Consider the following 17,370-nt stretch of genomic DNA (forward strand, 5'->3'; position numbering starts at 1 on the left):
AAAACAATGAGCAATATAGAAGAACTACGTCTGTTTCGAAAAGAAAATATTGAATGGCTGCAGACTTGGTTTGAGGATGCAGAAGTGAAAAGGCGGCTGGAAGGGATGATGCCGCTTGACGAGTGGTTCAATTTTGCAGACGGGAATGAAAACTACCGGGTATGGGCGGCTTTAGAGGACGGCAAGCCTGTCGGCGTTGTCATGGTTGAAGTTGAGGAGGACTTGACCGGGAACATTGCTCTTTTAGTCGATCCGTTGTTGCGCGGAGAGGGATATGGAAAAGCGCTCATCAAAAGGACGATGGCATTGCCGGAAATGAGCCGGATCAACAAATGGTTTGCCGGAATTGAAGAGGATAACGAGAGGTGCTTAGCGTGCTTCCGATCCGTTGGATATTCATTAGAACATGAACAGCCGGACGAGGACGGCTACTACTCTCTTATTTATTTCCCGGAATCTTAAATAAGGAGCATAAGAAGATGAACTTGATCAAATGGATTGTGGTTTCCGTTATTTCAGTCGCCTTTTTTCAGCCGGCATCAGCCGCTCTATTAAAAGAAAAAGACGACTACACTATTCTTGTATATATGATTGGTTCTGACATGGAAAGCGATTTTCATATGGCAAGCGATGACATTCAGGAAATGATGGATGCGGGTTCATCTTCAAACGTCAATGTCGTTCTTCAGACAGGAGGAGCAAAAAAATGGGCGAACCCGTCGATCAGTCACAAGGTGAATCAGAGGTGGAAAGTTGAACATCAGAAGCTGGCGCCCCTCGAAAATATCGGGAAGACAAATATGGACAGTCCCGGCTCCGTCACAGATTTTATCACATGGGGAGTCAAAACATACCCGGCTAAAAAATATGTATTGATCTTCTGGGGGCATGGGCTTGGCTCCGTTGACGGCTACGGGGGAGACGAAAACTTCGGCAATAAAAAAATGAAAATAAGCGAGCTCCAGTCGGGAATCAAAAAGGCCTATGAACATACGAAGCAAAAGTTTGATTTAATCGGTTTTGACAACTGTAAAATGGCCGGGATTGAAACGGCATATGCCTTGAGGGATTATGGAAAGTACATGCTGGCTTCAGTCGACTATACGAATCAAAACGGCTGGGATTACAAATATGCGCTGCAGTCTGTTCAAGACGACCCTTCAATCGATCCGAAAGAGCTTGGCAGGGAAATCGCGGCAGGCTACATACAGCAGTCAAAAGAAAACGGTGAAACAGAAGACCTGCAGCAGTCTTTAATTCAATTAAACCGCGTCAAAGACGCTGTCGATGCCCTCGACAGGTTGAGCTTAAGCATGAACCGGGCATTGAAAGAGCCGGATGGAAAGCGCCTGCTTCACTACGCACGTCTCGCTGCCGAAGATTATGCAGATGAATCGGATATGGTTGATTTGGCCGATCTGTCAAGCTTGATCGGCCAGCAGATCGGAGCTGAGAAAGAAGCGAAAGAGGTCGTAAAATCCGTCAAAAAGGCTGTCATCATGAACATCAAGTCTCCTGAGCACCCGAGAGGAAGCGGCATGTCCGTTTATTATCCGGCCAGAGACAACCAAAAGCGGTTTGCGGAAAAATCAAAAATATACAACCTGCTTGATTTCAGCGGCCGGTATCAAACATTCATCAAAGATTACTCCCATTCAGCATTTAACTTTGATCTATAATGGTGTCTCTTACAGCAAAAAAAGCGCCGGCGGAACAACCGGCACTTTTTTATCGGCTCATGTGCTTTCGAATCAATGGAAGTCCGTAAATGATGAAAGCGGCGACATGGGCGATGACAACGTTGAGAATAAAGAGTACGATCATGAGAGAGTGTCCTGTAGGAGAAAGGCTGCTGGTCATGTAGAAAAAGAAGAAGACCCACATTAAAATGATTGGCGGAATAGAAGAAATTGCGACCTTTTTGTTGTCCAGCCATAAAAATAAAGGAGTGGCGCTTGCGATCAGCAAGTAAGCGAAAAACATATCCATGCGTTTTCAGCCCCTTTCAATAATGATAGCGCTGCCAAAAAAGCGGAATGAAACGACAATTGTGTCTAATTGGAGAATATTTTGTGAACATTCTGTTACATTTATTATACCACGTTCTTCGAAAAATGATACCTACTGGAAAGCATTTTCCGCTCCAACTATCGGCTCAATTTTCGCGGCGATTCAATAGGACATAAAGGATGAAGGAGAGAAAATGCGTGGAGGAAATTGATCCTGCAAAAGTTAGCCAAGACCGCGCGTTCCCTATACGAAACCGGCAGGATTCCGGAAACGAAGAGGAAGTGACAGGCTGGACCGCACGATAAGGCCGCAGCCCCCTTGGATCAACGACTTTTTCTAAACAAAAAAGGCTCTCGGCATTTGGCGCCGAGAGCCTCTTATTTGTCTAAAAAATAAAGTGGGCGCACAGTACGATGACAGGCAGCGTAATCAGCGTCCGAACGAGAAAAATCAAGACGAGGTCAAGGAATGTCACCGGAATTTTGGAACCGAGCAAAAGACCGCCGACTTCCGACATGTAGATTAATTGTGTAACCGATAAACAGGCGATGATGAACCTGGTCATTTCACTTTCAATCCCGCTTCCGAGCACAGACGGAAGGAACATGTCGGCGAACCCGACGACAAGCGTTTGTGAGGCCTCGGCGGCTTCAGGAACCTGGAGCAGTTCGAGCAGGGGAATGAACGGCAGCCCGAGCCATTTGAAAACAGGTGTATATTCAGCGACAATCAGTGCGGCTGTGCCGAGCGCCATGACGACGGGAGCGACGCCCATCCACATATCGAGCACGTTTTTGGCTCCGTCCTGCAAGAAATCTTTGACGCTTGTATTTTGTTTTGCTTTTGCGACAGCCCGGCTGAGTCCCCATTGGAATGGAGTGTATCCTTCGGGAATCTCCTCTTGATCCTGATCCGCTTGGTCTGTAATATAAGTATCAGCCTTTCTTGATAAAGGCGGAATCCGCGGGCTGATCACCGCGGCTACGGCACCCGCCAGCAATATCGTCAAATAAAACGGAACGAACATATGGGCAAGGTTAACCTGTGAAATAATCACGAGGCAAAACGTGATGGAGACGACTGAGAAAGTCGTGCCGATGACGGCGGCCTCACGCTTCGTGTAGAACCCTTCTTCATACTGTTTGCTTGTCAGGAGCACGCCGATCGTGCCGTCGCCGAGCCATGAGGCCATACAATCGATCGATGACCGTCCCGGCAGCTTAAAGACAGGCCTCATCAGCTTTTTCATCAAAGCGCCGCACAGCTCAAGCAAGCCGAAGTTCAACAGAAATGGCAGAAACAGGCCTGCAAATAAAAAGACGGAGAAAAGAACGGGCAGCAAGCTGAATAATAATGTTCCGCCCGTACTGTCGGCATATACCGCTTCAGGGCCGATCTTAAAGTATGCCATCACTGCGAAAATCATGCCGAACAGGCGGACGATATACCAAAATAAAGATACATTCAGCAAGTTATAGAAAAACTCGCTTTTTTTAATGAAAGCCGGATGAAAGGTTTTGGTGATAAAGGTTAAGATAAATGTTGCGGTTACGATGACCGTCATGATTAACGGCAATTGCTGCTGAAGCAGCTTCTGCAATGCATTTGAAAAGACAGCAATTGGAATCGTTAAATTTCCTTCGATTTTAACGGGAATCATAAACAGAATAATTCCGATAAGCGAAGGGACCAAAAATTTTATGAGATCAAGCCGTTTACGCTTTTGAAGTGCTTTATCCAAATGAAAAACTCCTTATGAATTGGTGATTCTGTATCGCTTCTGCCGGAGGCAAAAGTTTAATTTTATGCAACATTACTCATTTTAATACAAATCAATCAAAAATCAATGAATTTATCACATTCGACAATAGTTGGAAAAATCCTTTAAAATAGAATAGGAATTTGTTCGCAATAAAATCGAAACATTTTATTCTTTTGTACGTCATATCATTTGTGAGGAAGCGGATGCCGTCTTCCTGGATTATTTCATCGTGTCATATTATAAGGGCGGGATTTCGAATGAGTCAGAAAAAGAATATTACAAATCCCTTTTATCAGGGGGATTTGATTTTTGTCTATATTGTCTTTTTTATCATAAGCGTTGTGGCTGTGTACGCCGCTCAGCAGTTTAATCAATATAATGAACCCTTTGCGATGAAACAGTCCCTTTACTATTTGCTGGGGGCCTTTATCATCATCGTGTTTCTTTATTTTGATTTGGAGCAGCTTGAAAAGCTCAGCTTTTATTTTTATCTGCTCGGGATTTTGATGCTGATCGTGTTAAAGTTCAGTCCGGCATATATCGGATCATACAGGTTTGCGCCGGTTATCAACGGTGCCAAAAGCTGGTTTATGCTTCCCGGGTTTACGCTGCAGCCGTCGGAATTCATGAAAATCGGGCTGATCATGTATTTGGCTTCCTTCATGTCGAAAAACGGGCCTGTCGGCAAGCGTACGTTGAAAGAAGACTGCATCTTTCTGCTGAAAATCGCCGGTATTATCATTGTTCCGTTCGGCTTGATTTTAGAACAGGATACGGGTACAGCCGGAATCGTCGCGTTTGTCATTCTTGTGATGGTATTCCTGTCGGGCGTGAACTGGAAATTGATTTCTCTCATCTTCGGAACGGGTCTTACAGTCATTGTTTTGATTTTGTTTGTCATTATCAAATTTCCCGATGTCGCGGGAGCACTCGGGGTTGAACAATACCAAATCAACCGCGTCATGACCTGGGTCAATCCGAGCGAACAGAATGCCGACGATAAAATGCAGGTCGAAAGGGCGCAGCTGGCGATCGGTTCGGGGAAAGTATTTGGAAATGGTGTAAGCGATCTTCAAGTCTATGTACCTGAGGCGCAAACAGACTTTATTTTTGCCGTCATCGGCGAGAGCTTCGGGTTTGTCGGATGCACTTTTGTTGTCATTATGTTTTTCTTCCTAATTTACCGGCTTGTCGTGCTCATAGACCGAATACATCCGTTCAGCAGGTTTGCCTCATTTTTCTGTGCGGGCTTTACCGCTTTAATTGTCATTCATACCTTTCAAAATATCGGAATGAATATCGGCATTATGCCCGTGACCGGCGTCCCGCTGCTTTTGGTCAGCTATGGAGGAAGCTCAGTCGTAGCAACCTTGATCGGCTTCGCGGTTGTCTACAATTCAAGCTGCCAGTTAACAAAGTATCAAAGCTATATGTTCAAATAACAGCCTGATGCATGCAGGCTGTTATTTTATTCACCCTTTTTCGCAATGTGAACGGTTGTTCATGTTATAATGAAAGTTAGTGCTTTTGATGAAGAAATAAGGCGGGGTACAATGGGTCAGAAGAAAAATACGACAAGTCCCTATTATCAGGGAGATTTGATTTTTATATTAGCTATGTTCTTTTTAATCAGTGTGATCGCTGTTTACGCTGCAGAGCCGTCTTTTTCACTGAAGGGCTATCCGGCAAAGCAATTGTTCTTTTATCTGCTCGGCATTTCGGTGATCGTCGGCTTTCTCTATTTTGATCTGGAGCAGCTTGAAAAATTCAGCATATACATATATCTATTCGGCATCTTGTCATTGATCGTGTTAAAGTTCAGTCCAACGTCGATCGCACCGATTATCAAAGGAGCGAAAAGCTGGTTTCAATTTGGTTCGGTCACGCTGCAGCCGTCGGAATTTATGAAAATCGGCCTGATTATGATGCTGGCTTCGGTGATTTCCAAAGCAAGTCCGAAAGGCTCGCGCTCGATGCAGGAGGATGTTCACCTTTTGCTGAAAATCGCAGGGGTATCTGCGGTTCCGGTCGGTTTGATTTTAATGCAGGACGCCGGTACGGCCGGTATCTGCATGTTCTTTGTCGCCGTTATGGTGTTTTTATCAGGTGTGAACTGGAAGCTGATTTCGATTGTGGCGGGGTCAGGAATCACCCTCGTACTGCTCGTTCTGTTTTTGGTGATCAATTTTCCGGAGTTTTCGAAGGATACGCTGCACATCCAGCAATATCAGATCAACCGGGTGATGACATGGGTCGATTCGAGCCAGCAGGACGCGAACGATACGTATCAGACCGAAAAGGCCGTTACGGCGATCGGCTCTGGAGAAATCTTCGGAACGGGTATGAACAATTTGAAAGTCTACGTTCCTGAAGGCCAAACCGATTTCATCTTTGCCGTCATCGGGGAAAGTTTCGGTTTTATTGGCTGTACTTTTGTCGTCATCCTGTTTTTCCTTTTCATTTACCGGCTTGTCGTGCTGATCGATAAGATACATCCTTATAATAAGTTTGCATCATTTTTCTGTGTTGGGTATACGGCGCTGATCGTCATCCATACATTCCAAAATATCGGAATGAACGTCGGACTGATGCCGGTTACGGGCGTTCCCCTTCTGTTCATCAGCTACGGAGGGAGCTCTGTGTTGTCTGCTTTGATCGGCTATGCGATCGTTTATAATGCCAGCTGCCAGCTGACAAAATATAAAGGGTATATGTTTAAGTAAAAAAGACAGCCGAATCAGGCTGTCTTTAATCTTGGTTTAAAAATGCGAGAGCTGCCGACACAAGAATTTTCGCCGCGTTCAGCATGCCTTTTTCATCGATATCAAACAGCGGGTGATGGTGCGGGTAAACGGCTCCAGTCTTCGGATTGCCCGCGCCGGTAAAAAAGAATGATCCAGGGACATGTTCTAGATAATAAGAGAAATCTTCGCCGATCATATTCGGTTCGAGTTCGATGACAGCTTCAAGGCCGACGATTCGTTTGGCACATTGGCGGACGATGTCCGTTTCTTTTTCATGGTTGACGACAGGCGGGTAGCCTTTTTCATAATCGAGTGAAAATGAAGCGCCGTTGCTGTCGCAGACGCCCTTGATGACGCGTTCCATCTCGGCGATGATCGTCTCTTGGACATGCTTTGAAAAGGTGCGGACCGTTCCTTCAATGACCGCTTCTTCGGCGATGACGTTAAACGCCTGGCCTGAATGAAACGTTCCGATCGACAAGACGGCTGCTTCCGTCGGATCGATTCTGCGGCTGACGATTTGCTGGAGATGGTTGACGACTGAGGCTCCTGTTATTAAAGCATCTGTCGTTAAGTGAGGCGCGCCTCCGTGTCCGCCCCGCCCGGATATCGTGACTTTAAATTTATCAGCGGCTGCCATCATCGGGCCTGATGTAACACCGACTTGACCGACGGGCATCGGAGCCCAGATGTGGGTGCCGAAAATGGCATCCACGCCTTCGAGACAGCCGGCTTCAATCATCGGCTTGGCGCCGCCTGGTGTGACCTCTTCACCGAATTGATGGATCAGCACGACATTTCCTTTCAAGTCTTTTTGATGCTTTGCCAGGGCTTTTGCGGCTGTGAGGAGAGCCGACGTGTGAGCATCGTGTCCGCAAGCGTGCATGACGCCGGGGACAGTCGACCGGTACGGAACATTTTTTTGATCCTGTAATGGCAGAGCGTCGAAATCGGCTCTCAAGGCGACCGTCTTGCCGGGGCGGCCGCCTTTAATATGACCGACGACCCCTTGTCCGCCGACATTTGTTCTCACGTCAATCTCGAGGTTTTCCAAGTAATTTGCAATGGTGCGCGGTGTATTGACCTCGCGGTGGGAAAGCTCCGGATATTGGTGAAAATGTCTCCTGAGTTCGATCATTTCCGGATATAATGCATCTAATTCTTCAATTACAGACTTCACCGTCATCTCCCTTTCCGCTTCAAAAATTGTAAGACGATTCTATCATTTTACCATATGAAATTGAATCCATCTGCAGTCCGCCAAACCGTTTTGCTTTAGGGAAAAGCAGATATTGGATATGATAAAGGTTGAGGAGGTAAAAGGATGAATAAAACGATTGAAACAATTTTAAATCACCGTTCGATCAGGTCTTTTACAGATCAGCTCCTGACCGAAGAAGAGGTTCGCCTGCTTGTGGAGAGCGCTCAAAGCGCATCGACGTCCAGCTATATTCAAGCTTATTCAATCATCGGTGTCACCGACCCGGACAAGAAGCGCAAGCTTGCGGAATTGGCCGGAAATCAGCCATATGTTGAAAAAAACGGCCATCTGTTTGTATTTTGCGCAGACCTTTACCGGCATGACAAAATGGCCCGGGAAAAGGGTGTAGATATCACAGCTTCTCTTGAAGGGACGGAGACCTTTATGGTCAGCGTCATCGATGCAGCTCTTGCCGCTCAAAATATGTCAATAGCGGCCGAATCAATGGGCCTCGGCATCTGCTATATCGGCGGGATTCGCAATAACTTGAACGAAGTCTCCGGGCTTCTGGAAACACCTGAATACGTTCTGCCGCTGTTCGGGCTTGTCGTCGGCCATCCGGCCAACCTGTCGGATAAAAAGCCGCGTCTGCCGCTTGATCACATTTATCATCAAAATGCCTATCAAGCGGACGATGCCGAGTTTAAAAAACATATGTCCGCATATGACGAAACGATTTCAAACTATTATCAAAAGCGGACAGACGGCAAACGGTCTGACAAATGGACAGACCAGATCACCGGCAGCCTCAGAAAGCCGCCGCGTGCGTATATGAATGAATTCGTTAAAGGAAAAGGTTTGAACAAAAGGTAAGGAACGTCCCCTCCGACTCGGAGGGGACTTATCTTGTCAGCATGTATTGAAGGAAAAGATAAAACATCAGCCAAAAGGGAAGACTGAAAAGGATTCCGAATAAACAGCCTTTTGCAAAGTGTTCTTCTACGGCTGGCGGGTGCGTTTTTTGCTTCGTCTCATTCATCAGTATTAGGAGCTCCTTTAGGTTTATCCATGATACTATTATTTCTTTTTGCGCAGGAAAAGTAAACGAAGACTTGGGGTGAAAAAGATGTTGTCATTAAGCATACTTGATCAGACTCCCGTTTCTGAAGGAAGCACACCTGAACAGGCTTTACAGCATACGGTGGAGCTCGCGCAAGCGGCGGAGCGCCTCGGATACAAGAGATTTTGGGTTTCCGAGCACCATTTTTCAAGAAACTTGGCAGGATCAAGTCCGGAGGTTCTGATCGGTTATCTTGCGGCTAAAACAGAGAAGATCCGTATAGGATCCGGCGGCGTCATGCTTCCCCATTACAGCGCCTACAAGGTGGCAGAAAACTTCCGCGTCTTGGAAGGACTTGCGCCCGGAAGGATTGATCTCGGTGTCGGACGTGCTCCGGGAGGGATGCCGATCGCTTCCATGGCTCTTCAAAATGGAGGAAGACGGATGACTGACCAATATCCCGAACAAATTCAGGATCTTGTCACATATTTACACGATCAAGCCGATGAACACCACCGTTTTCCCAACTTGACCGCATCGCCGAACGTGGCCGCAGCGCCCGCTGTCTGGCTGCTCGGCTCCTCAGGGGAAAGCGCAAGGCTTGCCGCCCAAACAGGGGCATCGTATACATTTGCCCAATTTATTAACGGCGAAGGCGGAGAAGAGGCGGCCAGACTTTACAAAGAGAGGTTCGAACCTTCTGTATTGGGTGAACAGCCAAACGTGATCGTTGCTGTATTTGTGATTTGCGCTGAGACAGAAGAGAAAGCGGAGAACCTTGCAAAAAGCTTGGATTTCTCTTTATTAGCCAATGAACAGGGGATAGTGACCGAAGGCTTTCCATCATTGGAAACGGCGCTGTCATATCAATATTCTCCTTATGAAAGAAAGAGAGTGGAAGACAATCGAAAACGGATGGTCATCGGGACGCCGCGGTAGGTGAAGGAACAGCTGCTTGAACTGGCCGGCGCTTACGGAACGGATGAAATCATGGCGGTGACGATCACCCACGATTTTCAAGACAGGCTGGAATCTTACCGGCTGCTGGCCGAAGCGTTTCATCAGTCAATTTAACGTTTTTGCTGAAAAAAATCGAGAAAATGGCGGATCGGGAAAAGAATAAACAGAATGCATATGTATAAAGCGGTAAACAGCCAGCTGAGCGGAACGAGGATGACGGTATCGACGGTTTGCTCCGTTGCTTTTTGAAAAGGCTGGGGCTCGCGCTTCTGCAGGTTGACGGCGAAGTACAAAATCGTGAAAAATATAAAGCAGACAATAAGGAAGGATAAGCCGAATAATACGATAAAAGAAAGCATATATACGATGTCCTCCGATTGCTTTTTTCACGTTTTGAAGAGAAGGGAGAGCTTCTCCTGAACGCATTATCCGTATTTTAACATATAAAAGCCTTGTTGAGTGGTTCTCAACAAGGCTTGTCATTATTCGACGATAAAAGGGTCTTCCGTCAGAATGTAGCTTGATTTTCCTTTGGCGGACGCATAGGCTAGCATATAGTATTTTCCGGACTTAAGGGTTGCGGCGTCATTGATTTTGCCGTTCCATTGATAAGATTGATAGCCTTTGCCTTGGTTTTTATAAACGCCGGCCTGCCCGAGAAGGTTCAGATTTTCATCATAGACGAGAAATGCGAGCTCTTCAGCCCCGCCCGGCAGGTAGGCTTCGATCGTGTAAGCACCCTGCTTTGCCCCCGGTTCAACCGTTACGGATGTAACGCGCGGGTAGTCAGGCTCTTTGACGATCAACAGGAGCGGAATTTCGGCGACTTTTCTGCCTCCTTCACGGACGTAAACCGTGCCTTCATATGTGCCTGCTTTCGTTTTGGCGGAATTGACGGTTACTTTTGCCGTTGCTTTACCTGTTTGATGGGCCGGTACCACGACTCGTTCCGTTCCTGATACCGTGATGCCCGCTCCTTTAAAGGAGTATTCGAGCTGATAGGCTTTTCTGAATGAAGAAAGGTTTTCAATTGTGAACGCTTGTTTTTTCGTTTGTTTTCCTTTGTCTTTCAGGAACGTTCCGTATGAGTGGCTGCCCGGCGTTACAATTGATGAAGCATGAAGAGCCTCGATGATGCGGATGCTGCCCGCTCCTTGCGTATTGTGAGGGAGAGGCTTTCCGTTTTCATCCGTCAATTTTTCCGCCGTATTCATCAGCACGCCTTTGATTTGCTCTGGCGTCCAATCCGGTTTGGCCTGCTTTAATAGGGCTGCCGTTCCCGCGACATGCGGGGAAGCCATGCTTGTACCCTGCTTTGAACCGTAACCGTGAGGGTTTTTCGGATCGTGGGTCGGAATGGTGCTGACGATATTGACGCCTGGCGCTGAAACGTCAGGTTTAATCATCCATGTATCCATGACAGGTCCGCGCGACGAGAAGGAGGCAATCGTTTCCCCGAGCTTTTTGTCCAATTTGAAAGAAAAGACAGCAGAGCGTTCCCCTTCTTTGATCTGCTGAACAAGCTTTTCGCCCTCTTCTTTCGACAATTTGACAGTCGGTACGGCCATCCCCATAACGTTGGCCTCGATTTCCCCTGTTACATTATTGTAAATCACGGCTCCGACAGCGCCGGCGTTTTTGGCGTTTTCGGCCTTATCCACAAATGGAATGACGCCTCTCTGGATAACCGCTACTTTTCCTTTCACATCTTTGCCTTTGAAATCGTCAGCTTGTCCGATGCCAGCTTCAACAAGTTCCACGTCTTGACCGTTCAAAGCTTCAAGATCTTTTTCCTCCTGGTATCCCATCACTTTTGCTGACGAATACGAAGGAAGCCTCACAGAATATTCATTATATGGAAGCTGCGAGGCGCCGACGGAAATCGCATCCCTTGAAGTTCCCGGCGAGCCGACCGTCCAGTTTTCCGGTCCGCTGTTTCCGTTTGACGTAACGGCGACAACTCCTTCGGCCATCGCCCAGTCCAGTGCGATGCTTGTTGCATAATCAGGGCTGTTCAGTGAATTGCCCAATGAGAGGTTCATCACTTTTGCTCCGTCCGCGACGGCTTTTTCAATGCCTGCAATCACGTTCTCGGTTGTTCCTGAGCCGCCGGGGCCGAGCACACGGTAAGCAAGAAGCGTTGCTTCAGGCGCCACCCCTTTAATCTGACCGTTCGCGGCGATGGTCCCCGCAACATGGGTGCCGTGATCAGTCGCTTCTCCGCGCGGGTCGCCTGCCGGTGTTTCTTGTGGATCATAGTCATTATCCACAAAGTCATACCCCTTATATGGGCCGAAATTTTTCTTTAAGTCAGGATGTGTGTAATCCACACCCGTGTCAATGACAGCTACCTTAATGCCTTTACCGGTATAGCCTGATTTCCATGCCTGATCTGCTCCGATGTACGGTGCACTTTTATCCATCTGTGGATAAATGGCATCCGCTGCAAGTGTCACGTCTTTTCCTTTTATGCTGTCAGGTTTGTAAGCTGCGTTCGGATAAACCGCTTTTACTTCCTTGACGGCGAGCAGCTTCGGAATTTCACTGGCCGGCAGTTTCATTGAAAAACCCGAAAATACACGGTCGTATTCGCGGTTTATTTTCGCTTTTTTGAGTGTTTTCAGCGCACTGTTTTTCGCTTTGCTGCGAGCGGTTTTTAAAGAAGCTTTCGTTTGCTTTTCCCCATCCGCTTTTGCTTCGGCAAGCGACTTTTCTTTCAGCTCCACAATAACTGTTGTCTGTTTATCAGACGTCACATCAATATCACCGTAGATTTCAGCTTTCTCAAGTTCAGGCGACTTTTGATCGGGAACGGATGTTGCCTGCACTCCGGTGAGGAATGTGGATAACGAAAATAATAGAATAAAAGCCATAACGAAATAGCGCATGATACTTTTTCTCAATCTGTTTTCCCCCTTACGGATAAATGGTTTCTTTGTAATCCTTAGAGTTTCGAACTTTTAAAATATTCTCTCAGTTTCAAAAAAATCCTTCTATATATAGAAATAATTTTCAAAGATTCAATGTATTGGAGTGGATGTCTTTAGATTTATGCACAATTTACTGTGTATAAGTGAATAAACTTGTGTATAGATATTGTGGGGAATATATGTTCTTATACTAAATGTTGAATAAATATGTGGATATGTGGATATACCCTGTGGGTAATATGTGTTTATCCTTAGGATAAGCTGTGAGTAAGTTGCATTCATAGTTTGTTTCCGTTGAATCATGCGTTTCCATCAGTTTTCAACAAAACTTCTAAAAACTAGAATCATTTTGCACACACATTGTGACAAACATTTTCATTTTGCTGGGATAAGATAGAGCAAGAAAGTTTAATAGAGTTGCTAGTTTTATCACAAAGAAACTGGAGGGGATCGGTATGAAAGGTTTGATATCATTTTTAAAATTATGGATGGCCGTGCTGCTGAATGCGGTGGTGCCTGTCAGAGAGACTCAGATGAAGGTGATGGCGTTCGCTGGCGGTACATATCAGGCTGCCGATGCTTATCAGGCAGGCGGCTTTTCGGAAAAAAGAGAAGAATCAACAGAGCGGATGTCGGGCCGTAAGAGAGTGATGCCCGGCAGTTTTACGACAGAACCCAACAGGGCTGTTTGCCAAAAAGCGGTGAAGAGGGTAAGAGCCGGACCAACTCTTTACACGGGAACTTAAACAAGGTAAAATCCCACTCATAACGGGAAGTGGGTGACAGCTTTGAAAATCTATAAAGTATTGAACAACAATGCAGCAATCATAAAGGAGGATGGTCAAGAAAAAATTGTCATGGGACCTGGTATCGCTTTTCAAAAAGGCAAAAACGATACCATTCCAAGAAACAAGGTAGAAAAAATTTTTACCATTCATGAAGAAAATGAAAAGTTTAAACAAATCCTCGAAACACTTCCGGAAGAACATATTGAAGCTGCCGAAGAGATCATCAGCTATGCGGAAGGGCGGCTGTCCGCACCGTTGAGCGATCATATCCACATCGCCCTTGTGGATCATTTGTCATTTGCGATCGAGCGAGTCCGCAAAGGATTCGTCATTCAAAATAAATTATTAAATGAAATCAAAGCGCTTTATAAAAAGGAATATGAGATCGGACTCTGGGCAATCGATTTGGTCAAAGAAAAATTGAAAGTCGAATTGCCTGATGATGAAGCGGGTTATATTGCGCTGCATATTCATACCGCAAAAATGGATGCGGAAAACATGCAGAAGACACTTAAATACACGAACATCATCAAAGAATTGATAGAAAAAATCGAATGCTGTTTTAATCAGAAGATTGACGAATACAGCATCTCATATCAGCGTCTTGTCACGCATCTCAGGTATGCCATCAACAGGCTGGAATCAAATGAAGCGTTTCATGTCATGGACGATGACATGCTTTATTTCATCCGGCAAAAGTATCCTGAAAGCTACCGGTGTGCGGCAGGGCTGGCGGATTACGTAAAAACTGAATATGATCTTCATCTTCCGGAATCGGAAGTCGGATATATTACGCTGCATGTCCAGCGTTTAAATGATTCCTATAGGTAATACCGCCTGATAACGCGCGATCAGGCTTTTTTTAGGTCGATTTTCACAGAAAATAAAAAAGTAGTTGACGAAAGCGTTATCACATAATAAAATGAAAGCGTATTAAAAAATAAATACCGGGGATTGTGACTGGTAAAGCAGGCAAGACCTAAAATTTGCTAGATGAATGGGGAGAATCTATCCGCCATTCGTTGGTGAATTTTAGGTCTTTTCTGCTTTTTTTAAAAAAAAGGAGGAATCATCATGAATCACAAAGAAATCGCCGTACGTCTTATACAGCTTCTTGGCGGAGAAGATAATGTTATCAGTGCAGCTCATTGTGCGACAAGGCTTCGTTTGGTGATCAAGGACGAAGCGAAAATCGACCAGGAAAAGGTCGAAGAGCTGGAAGGTGTAAAAGGAGCCTTTTCGAGCTCTGGTCAATACCAGATTATTTTCGGAACAGGACTTGTTAATAAAGTGTATGAACAGTTTGCCAAAGAGCTGAATCTTGACCAAAAGGAAACGGTTCAGCACAGCGATGCCGCAAAGGGAAAAATGAATCCTTTAGCGCGATTCGCGAAAACGCTGTCAAATATTTTCGTGCCAATCATTCCGGCCATTGTTGCAAGCGGTTTATTAATGGGGCTGTTGGGGATGATGAAGGCATTTCAGTGGGTCGATCCTGATGCGGCGCTGTATAAAATGCTTGATATGTTCTCAAGCGCGGCATTTATTATCCTTCCGATCTTGATCGGTGTCAGTGCTGCGAAAGAATTTGGCAGCAATCCTTACCTGGGGGCTGTACTTGGAGGTATTTTAATTCACCCGAGCTTGTTTAATCCTTGGGGACTGGCAACTGGATCACCGGATGTCATGAACTTTTACGGGCTCAAAATCGAGATGCTTGGCTATCAAGGAACCGTTGTTCCAATTTTGCTTGCCGTGTATGTGATGAGTAAAATCGAAAAAGGCGTAAGAAAAATTGTTCCAAACGCGATCGATCTTTTAGTGACACCGTTTGTCACGATTATTTCAACGGGATTTATTGCCTTTATCGCGATCGGTCCTTTAGGAAGAATGCTTGGTACAGGGATCACGAACGTTTTAACTTATGTGTATGACGTTGCCGGACCTGTTGCCGGACTGATTTTCGGAGGAACATACTCGCTGATCGTTTTAACTGGTGTTCACCACAGTTTCCACGCGATTGAGGCCGGCCTTATCGCTGATATCGGCAGGAACTACCTGCTTCCGATCTGGTCTATGTCCAATGTCGCCCAAGGCGGGGCCGGACTTGCCGTATTCTTTTTGGCAAAGCGCGCAAAAACAAAAGAAATCGCTTTACCTGCTGCTTTCTCTTCTTTTCTCGGCATTACCGAACCTGTTATTTTCGGTGTTAACCTCCGTTACCGCAAGCCGTTTATCGCGGCAATGGCCGGTGGAGCGCTCGGTGCTGCATACGTTGTCTTTATGAATGTTGCGGCAAACGCCTACGGTTTGACGGGAATTCCGATGATTGCGATTGTCGCCCCGCTTGGAATGGGCAACCTGATCCATTATTTAATCGGAATGGCGATTTCTGTGTCTGTCGCGTTTATCACAGCCTTTATCTTAGGCATTAATGAAGACGAGAAAAAGTGACGGAAGGAGGGGAAAACGATGAATCAAGATCAGGAGCTTCGTCAAAAGGCAATAAACCGGGTTGAAGAATACCGGGATATTGTAAACCTTGATCCCTATCGGCTGCATTATCATATCATGCCTCCTGTCGGACTGCTGAATGATCCGAACGGGTTCATTCAGTGGAAGGGAGTTTACCATCTTTTTTATCAGTGGATGCCTTTTAAAACGGGGCACGGTGCAAAGCTGTGGGGGCACTACTCTTCAACAGATCTCGTGAACTGGCGCCATGAAGAGATCGCCCTCACGCCGAGCGACTGGTTTGATAAAAACGGCTGTTATTCAGGAAGCGCGATCGCTGAACATGATGTGCTCCACCTGTTTTATACGGGGAATGTCAGAGACGGCGAGGGAAATAGGGAGACCTATCAATGTCTCGCCGTCTCGAAAGACGGCATCTCGTTTGAAAAGCAGGGGGTTGTTGCAAGGCTTCCGGAAGGATATACGGCTCACTTCCGCGATCCGAAAGTTTGGAAAAAGAATGGAAGCTGGTACATGGTGCTCGGCGCCCAGACTGAAAATCTTGAGGGCAGGGCGGTGCTGTTTCAATCGGATAATTTGAAAGACTGGCAGTTCCTTGGCGACATCACAGGTTCAAATACAGATCAGCTCGAGGAATTCGGCTATATGTGGGAATGCCCTGACATGTTTGAACTAAACGGCAAAGACGTCTTAATTGTCTGTCCGCAAGGCCTTGAAGCAGAAGAGATGCGCTACCAAAACGTCTATCAGTCAGGTTATTTTGTCGGTGAATTGAACGAGCAGAAACCAGGGTTTGCACACGGAGATTTTGAAGAGCTTGACCGCGGCTTTGATTTTTATGCGCCGCAGACGACAAAAGACGAATCAGGCCGGAGGATATTGGTTGCCTGGATGGGTGTTCCAGATCAGGATGAACAGAGCCAGCCGACGATTCAGCATCAATGGGTGCACTGTATGACATTGCCGAGGGAATTGCATTTGCAAAACGATAAAATCGTTCAAAAACCGGTCGCGGAGCTTAGAAACCTCCGTCAAAACGAAAAACACGCAGCAATATCACTTAATCAAGCCACCGAAAAACTGGACATTGTTCAACCGGACAAAACCGAGCTTTTCATCAGCCCGCAACTTATTGAAGAGAGCTTTGAGATTTCCTTCAGGGGTGCCGCGCGACTCATTTACAATAAAGCAGACGGCATCATAACCTTGGAGAGAAACAGCTATGTTGATGAAAGAGCGGAAGCCAGACAGTGCCGTTTGCATGAGCTTCGCGATATAAACATCTTTTTAGACGCGTCTTCTATTGAAATCTTCGTCAATGGGGGAGAGGAAGTCTTTACGGCGAGATATTTTCCTTACCCGGGAAATAATGATGTTTGGATCAGTGCCAGAAAAGAAATCATAGTGAATGTGACATCCTGGACGTTGGTATAAAGGGAG

General features: G+C 46.2%; 15 protein-coding genes and 1 pseudogene. 10 read left to right on the forward strand and 6 right to left on the reverse strand.

Translation table 11 applies throughout. The annotated features are described in order from the left end of the window. The first annotated feature begins 6 nt into the window (after positions 1-6). Both KI350_RS07840 and KI350_RS07845 read left to right on the forward strand, forming a co-directional pair. Entirely contained in the window at positions 7-462 is a 456-nt protein-coding gene (locus tag KI350_RS07840; protein WP_059230863.1) for a GNAT family N-acetyltransferase, read from the forward strand. A 17-nt stretch (positions 463-479) separates the two neighbouring features. Then, positions 480-1,679 carry a clostripain-related cysteine peptidase gene (locus tag KI350_RS07845; RefSeq protein WP_059230861.1) on the forward strand — a complete coding sequence of 400 codons (1,200 nt, stop codon included), beginning with the start codon at positions 480-482 and terminating at the stop codon, positions 1,677-1,679. A 49-nt stretch (positions 1,680-1,728) separates the two neighbouring features. Here KI350_RS07845 and ywcE read toward each other — a convergent pair whose 3' ends face one another. Together ywcE and KI350_RS07860 are read right to left on the reverse strand one after the other, a co-directional pair. Beyond that, positions 1,729-1,989: a spore morphogenesis/germination protein YwcE gene (gene ywcE / locus KI350_RS07850; RefSeq protein WP_020453353.1), complete on the reverse strand. Its 261-nt coding sequence runs from the start codon at positions 1,987-1,989 to the stop codon at positions 1,729-1,731. 406 nt (positions 1,990-2,395) lie between these two features. Beyond that, complete coding sequence (locus KI350_RS07860; protein ID WP_026580270.1) at positions 2,396-3,751, reverse strand: YjiH family protein; 1,356 nt, start codon at positions 3,749-3,751, stop codon at positions 2,396-2,398. A 278-nt stretch (positions 3,752-4,029) separates the two neighbouring features. On the opposite strand from KI350_RS07860, the gene KI350_RS07865 reads away from it, so the two are divergent. Both KI350_RS07865 and KI350_RS07870 read left to right on the forward strand, forming a co-directional pair. Further along, on the forward strand, positions 4,030-5,214 hold the full coding sequence (locus KI350_RS07865; protein ID WP_023857011.1) for an FtsW/RodA/SpoVE family cell cycle protein: 1,185 nt from the start codon (positions 4,030-4,032) through the stop codon (positions 5,212-5,214). Between the two features lie 111 nt (positions 5,215-5,325). Continuing rightward, positions 5,326-6,495, forward strand: a complete 1,170-nt coding sequence (locus KI350_RS07870) for an FtsW/RodA/SpoVE family cell cycle protein (RefSeq protein ID WP_023857012.1) — start codon at positions 5,326-5,328, stop codon at positions 6,493-6,495. 25 nt (positions 6,496-6,520) lie between these two features. On the opposite strand, the gene KI350_RS07875 is transcribed toward KI350_RS07870, so the two are convergent. After that, positions 6,521-7,696 (reverse strand): amidohydrolase, encoded by a 1,176-nt coding sequence (locus KI350_RS07875; protein ID WP_059230938.1) that lies wholly within the window; start codon positions 7,694-7,696, stop codon positions 6,521-6,523. A 144-nt stretch (positions 7,697-7,840) separates the two neighbouring features. Here KI350_RS07875 and nfsA point away from each other — a divergent pair, with 144 nt between their 5' ends. Beyond that, positions 7,841-8,590, forward strand: coding sequence for an oxygen-insensitive NADPH nitroreductase (gene nfsA / locus KI350_RS07880; protein WP_059230860.1), 750 nt, complete (start codon positions 7,841-7,843; stop codon positions 8,588-8,590). Between the two features lie 28 nt (positions 8,591-8,618). Here nfsA and KI350_RS07885 read toward each other — a convergent pair whose 3' ends face one another. Next, on the reverse strand, positions 8,619-8,756 hold the full coding sequence (locus KI350_RS07885; RefSeq protein WP_171866315.1) for a hypothetical protein: 138 nt from the start codon (positions 8,754-8,756) through the stop codon (positions 8,619-8,621). 87 nt (positions 8,757-8,843) lie between these two features. Between KI350_RS07885 and KI350_RS07890 the strand changes: the two are divergent. Continuing rightward, positions 8,844-9,851: pseudogene (locus tag KI350_RS07890) on the forward strand (LLM class flavin-dependent oxidoreductase). On the opposite strand, the gene KI350_RS07895 reads toward KI350_RS07890, so the two are convergent. Both KI350_RS07895 and KI350_RS07900 read right to left on the reverse strand, forming a co-directional pair. Continuing rightward, the gene (locus KI350_RS07895) at positions 9,848-10,096 is read right to left on the reverse strand and encodes a hypothetical protein (RefSeq protein WP_059230859.1); all 249 of its coding nucleotides are present in this window, start codon (positions 10,094-10,096) and stop codon (positions 9,848-9,850) included. The pseudogene KI350_RS07890 and the gene KI350_RS07895 sit on opposite strands and share 4 nt — an antisense overlap. A 123-nt stretch (positions 10,097-10,219) precedes the next feature. Next, on the reverse strand, positions 10,220-12,640 hold the full coding sequence (locus tag KI350_RS07900) for a S8 family peptidase (protein ID WP_023857018.1): 2,421 nt from the start codon (positions 12,638-12,640) through the stop codon (positions 10,220-10,222). A 482-nt stretch (positions 12,641-13,122) separates the two neighbouring features. On the opposite strand from KI350_RS07900, the gene KI350_RS07905 reads away from it, so the two are divergent. The 4 genes from KI350_RS07905 (at position 13,123) to KI350_RS07920 (ending at position 17,364) form a co-directional block, all read left to right on the forward strand. After that, on the forward strand, positions 13,123-13,413 hold the full coding sequence (locus tag KI350_RS07905) for a hypothetical protein (RefSeq protein WP_065644449.1): 291 nt from the start codon (positions 13,123-13,125) through the stop codon (positions 13,411-13,413). Between the two features lie 42 nt (positions 13,414-13,455). Further along, the gene (locus KI350_RS07910; protein WP_065644450.1) at positions 13,456-14,286 is read left to right on the forward strand and encodes a PRD domain-containing protein; all 831 of its coding nucleotides are present in this window, start codon (positions 13,456-13,458) and stop codon (positions 14,284-14,286) included. A 243-nt stretch (positions 14,287-14,529) separates the two neighbouring features. Continuing rightward, positions 14,530-15,909, forward strand: coding sequence for a sucrose-specific PTS transporter subunit IIBC (locus KI350_RS07915; RefSeq protein WP_065644451.1), 1,380 nt, complete (start codon positions 14,530-14,532; stop codon positions 15,907-15,909). Positions 15,910-15,927: 18 nt separating this feature from the next. Next, positions 15,928-17,364, forward strand: coding sequence for a sucrose-6-phosphate hydrolase (locus KI350_RS07920; protein WP_065644452.1), 1,437 nt, complete (start codon positions 15,928-15,930; stop codon positions 17,362-17,364). Positions 17,365-17,370: the final 6 nt, after the last annotated feature.

This window comes from Bacillus sp. J41TS8, from assembly GCF_018333035.1.
GTDB lineage: Bacteria > Bacillota > Bacilli > Bacillales > Bacillaceae > Bacillus > Bacillus paralicheniformis.

Bases quoted from the DNA above. Each gene is read 5' to 3' on its own strand.
- KI350_RS07840 (WP_059230863.1), top strand. From the start codon at position 7: ATGAGCAATATAGAAGAACTACGTCTGTTTCGAAAAGAAAATATTGAA.
- KI350_RS07845 (WP_059230861.1), top strand. From the start codon at position 480: ATGAACTTGATCAAATGGATTGTGGTTTCCGTTATTTCAGTCGCCTTT.
- ywcE (WP_020453353.1), bottom strand. From the start codon at position 1,989: ATGGATATGTTTTTCGCTTACTTGCTGATCGCAAGCGCCACTCCTTTA.
- KI350_RS07865 (WP_023857011.1), top strand. From the start codon at position 4,030: ATGAGTCAGAAAAAGAATATTACAAATCCCTTTTATCAGGGGGATTTG.
- KI350_RS07870 (WP_023857012.1), top strand. From the start codon at position 5,326: ATGGGTCAGAAGAAAAATACGACAAGTCCCTATTATCAGGGAGATTTG.
- nfsA (WP_059230860.1), top strand. From the start codon at position 7,841: ATGAATAAAACGATTGAAACAATTTTAAATCACCGTTCGATCAGGTCT.
- KI350_RS07885 (WP_171866315.1), bottom strand. From the start codon at position 8,756: ATGAATGAGACGAAGCAAAAAACGCACCCGCCAGCCGTAGAAGAACAC.
- KI350_RS07895 (WP_059230859.1), bottom strand. From the start codon at position 10,096: ATGCTTTCTTTTATCGTATTATTCGGCTTATCCTTCCTTATTGTCTGC.
- KI350_RS07905 (WP_065644449.1), top strand. From the start codon at position 13,123: ATGAAAGGTTTGATATCATTTTTAAAATTATGGATGGCCGTGCTGCTG.
- KI350_RS07915 (WP_065644451.1), top strand. From the start codon at position 14,530: ATGAATCACAAAGAAATCGCCGTACGTCTTATACAGCTTCTTGGCGGA.
- KI350_RS07920 (WP_065644452.1), top strand. From the start codon at position 15,928: ATGAATCAAGATCAGGAGCTTCGTCAAAAGGCAATAAACCGGGTTGAA.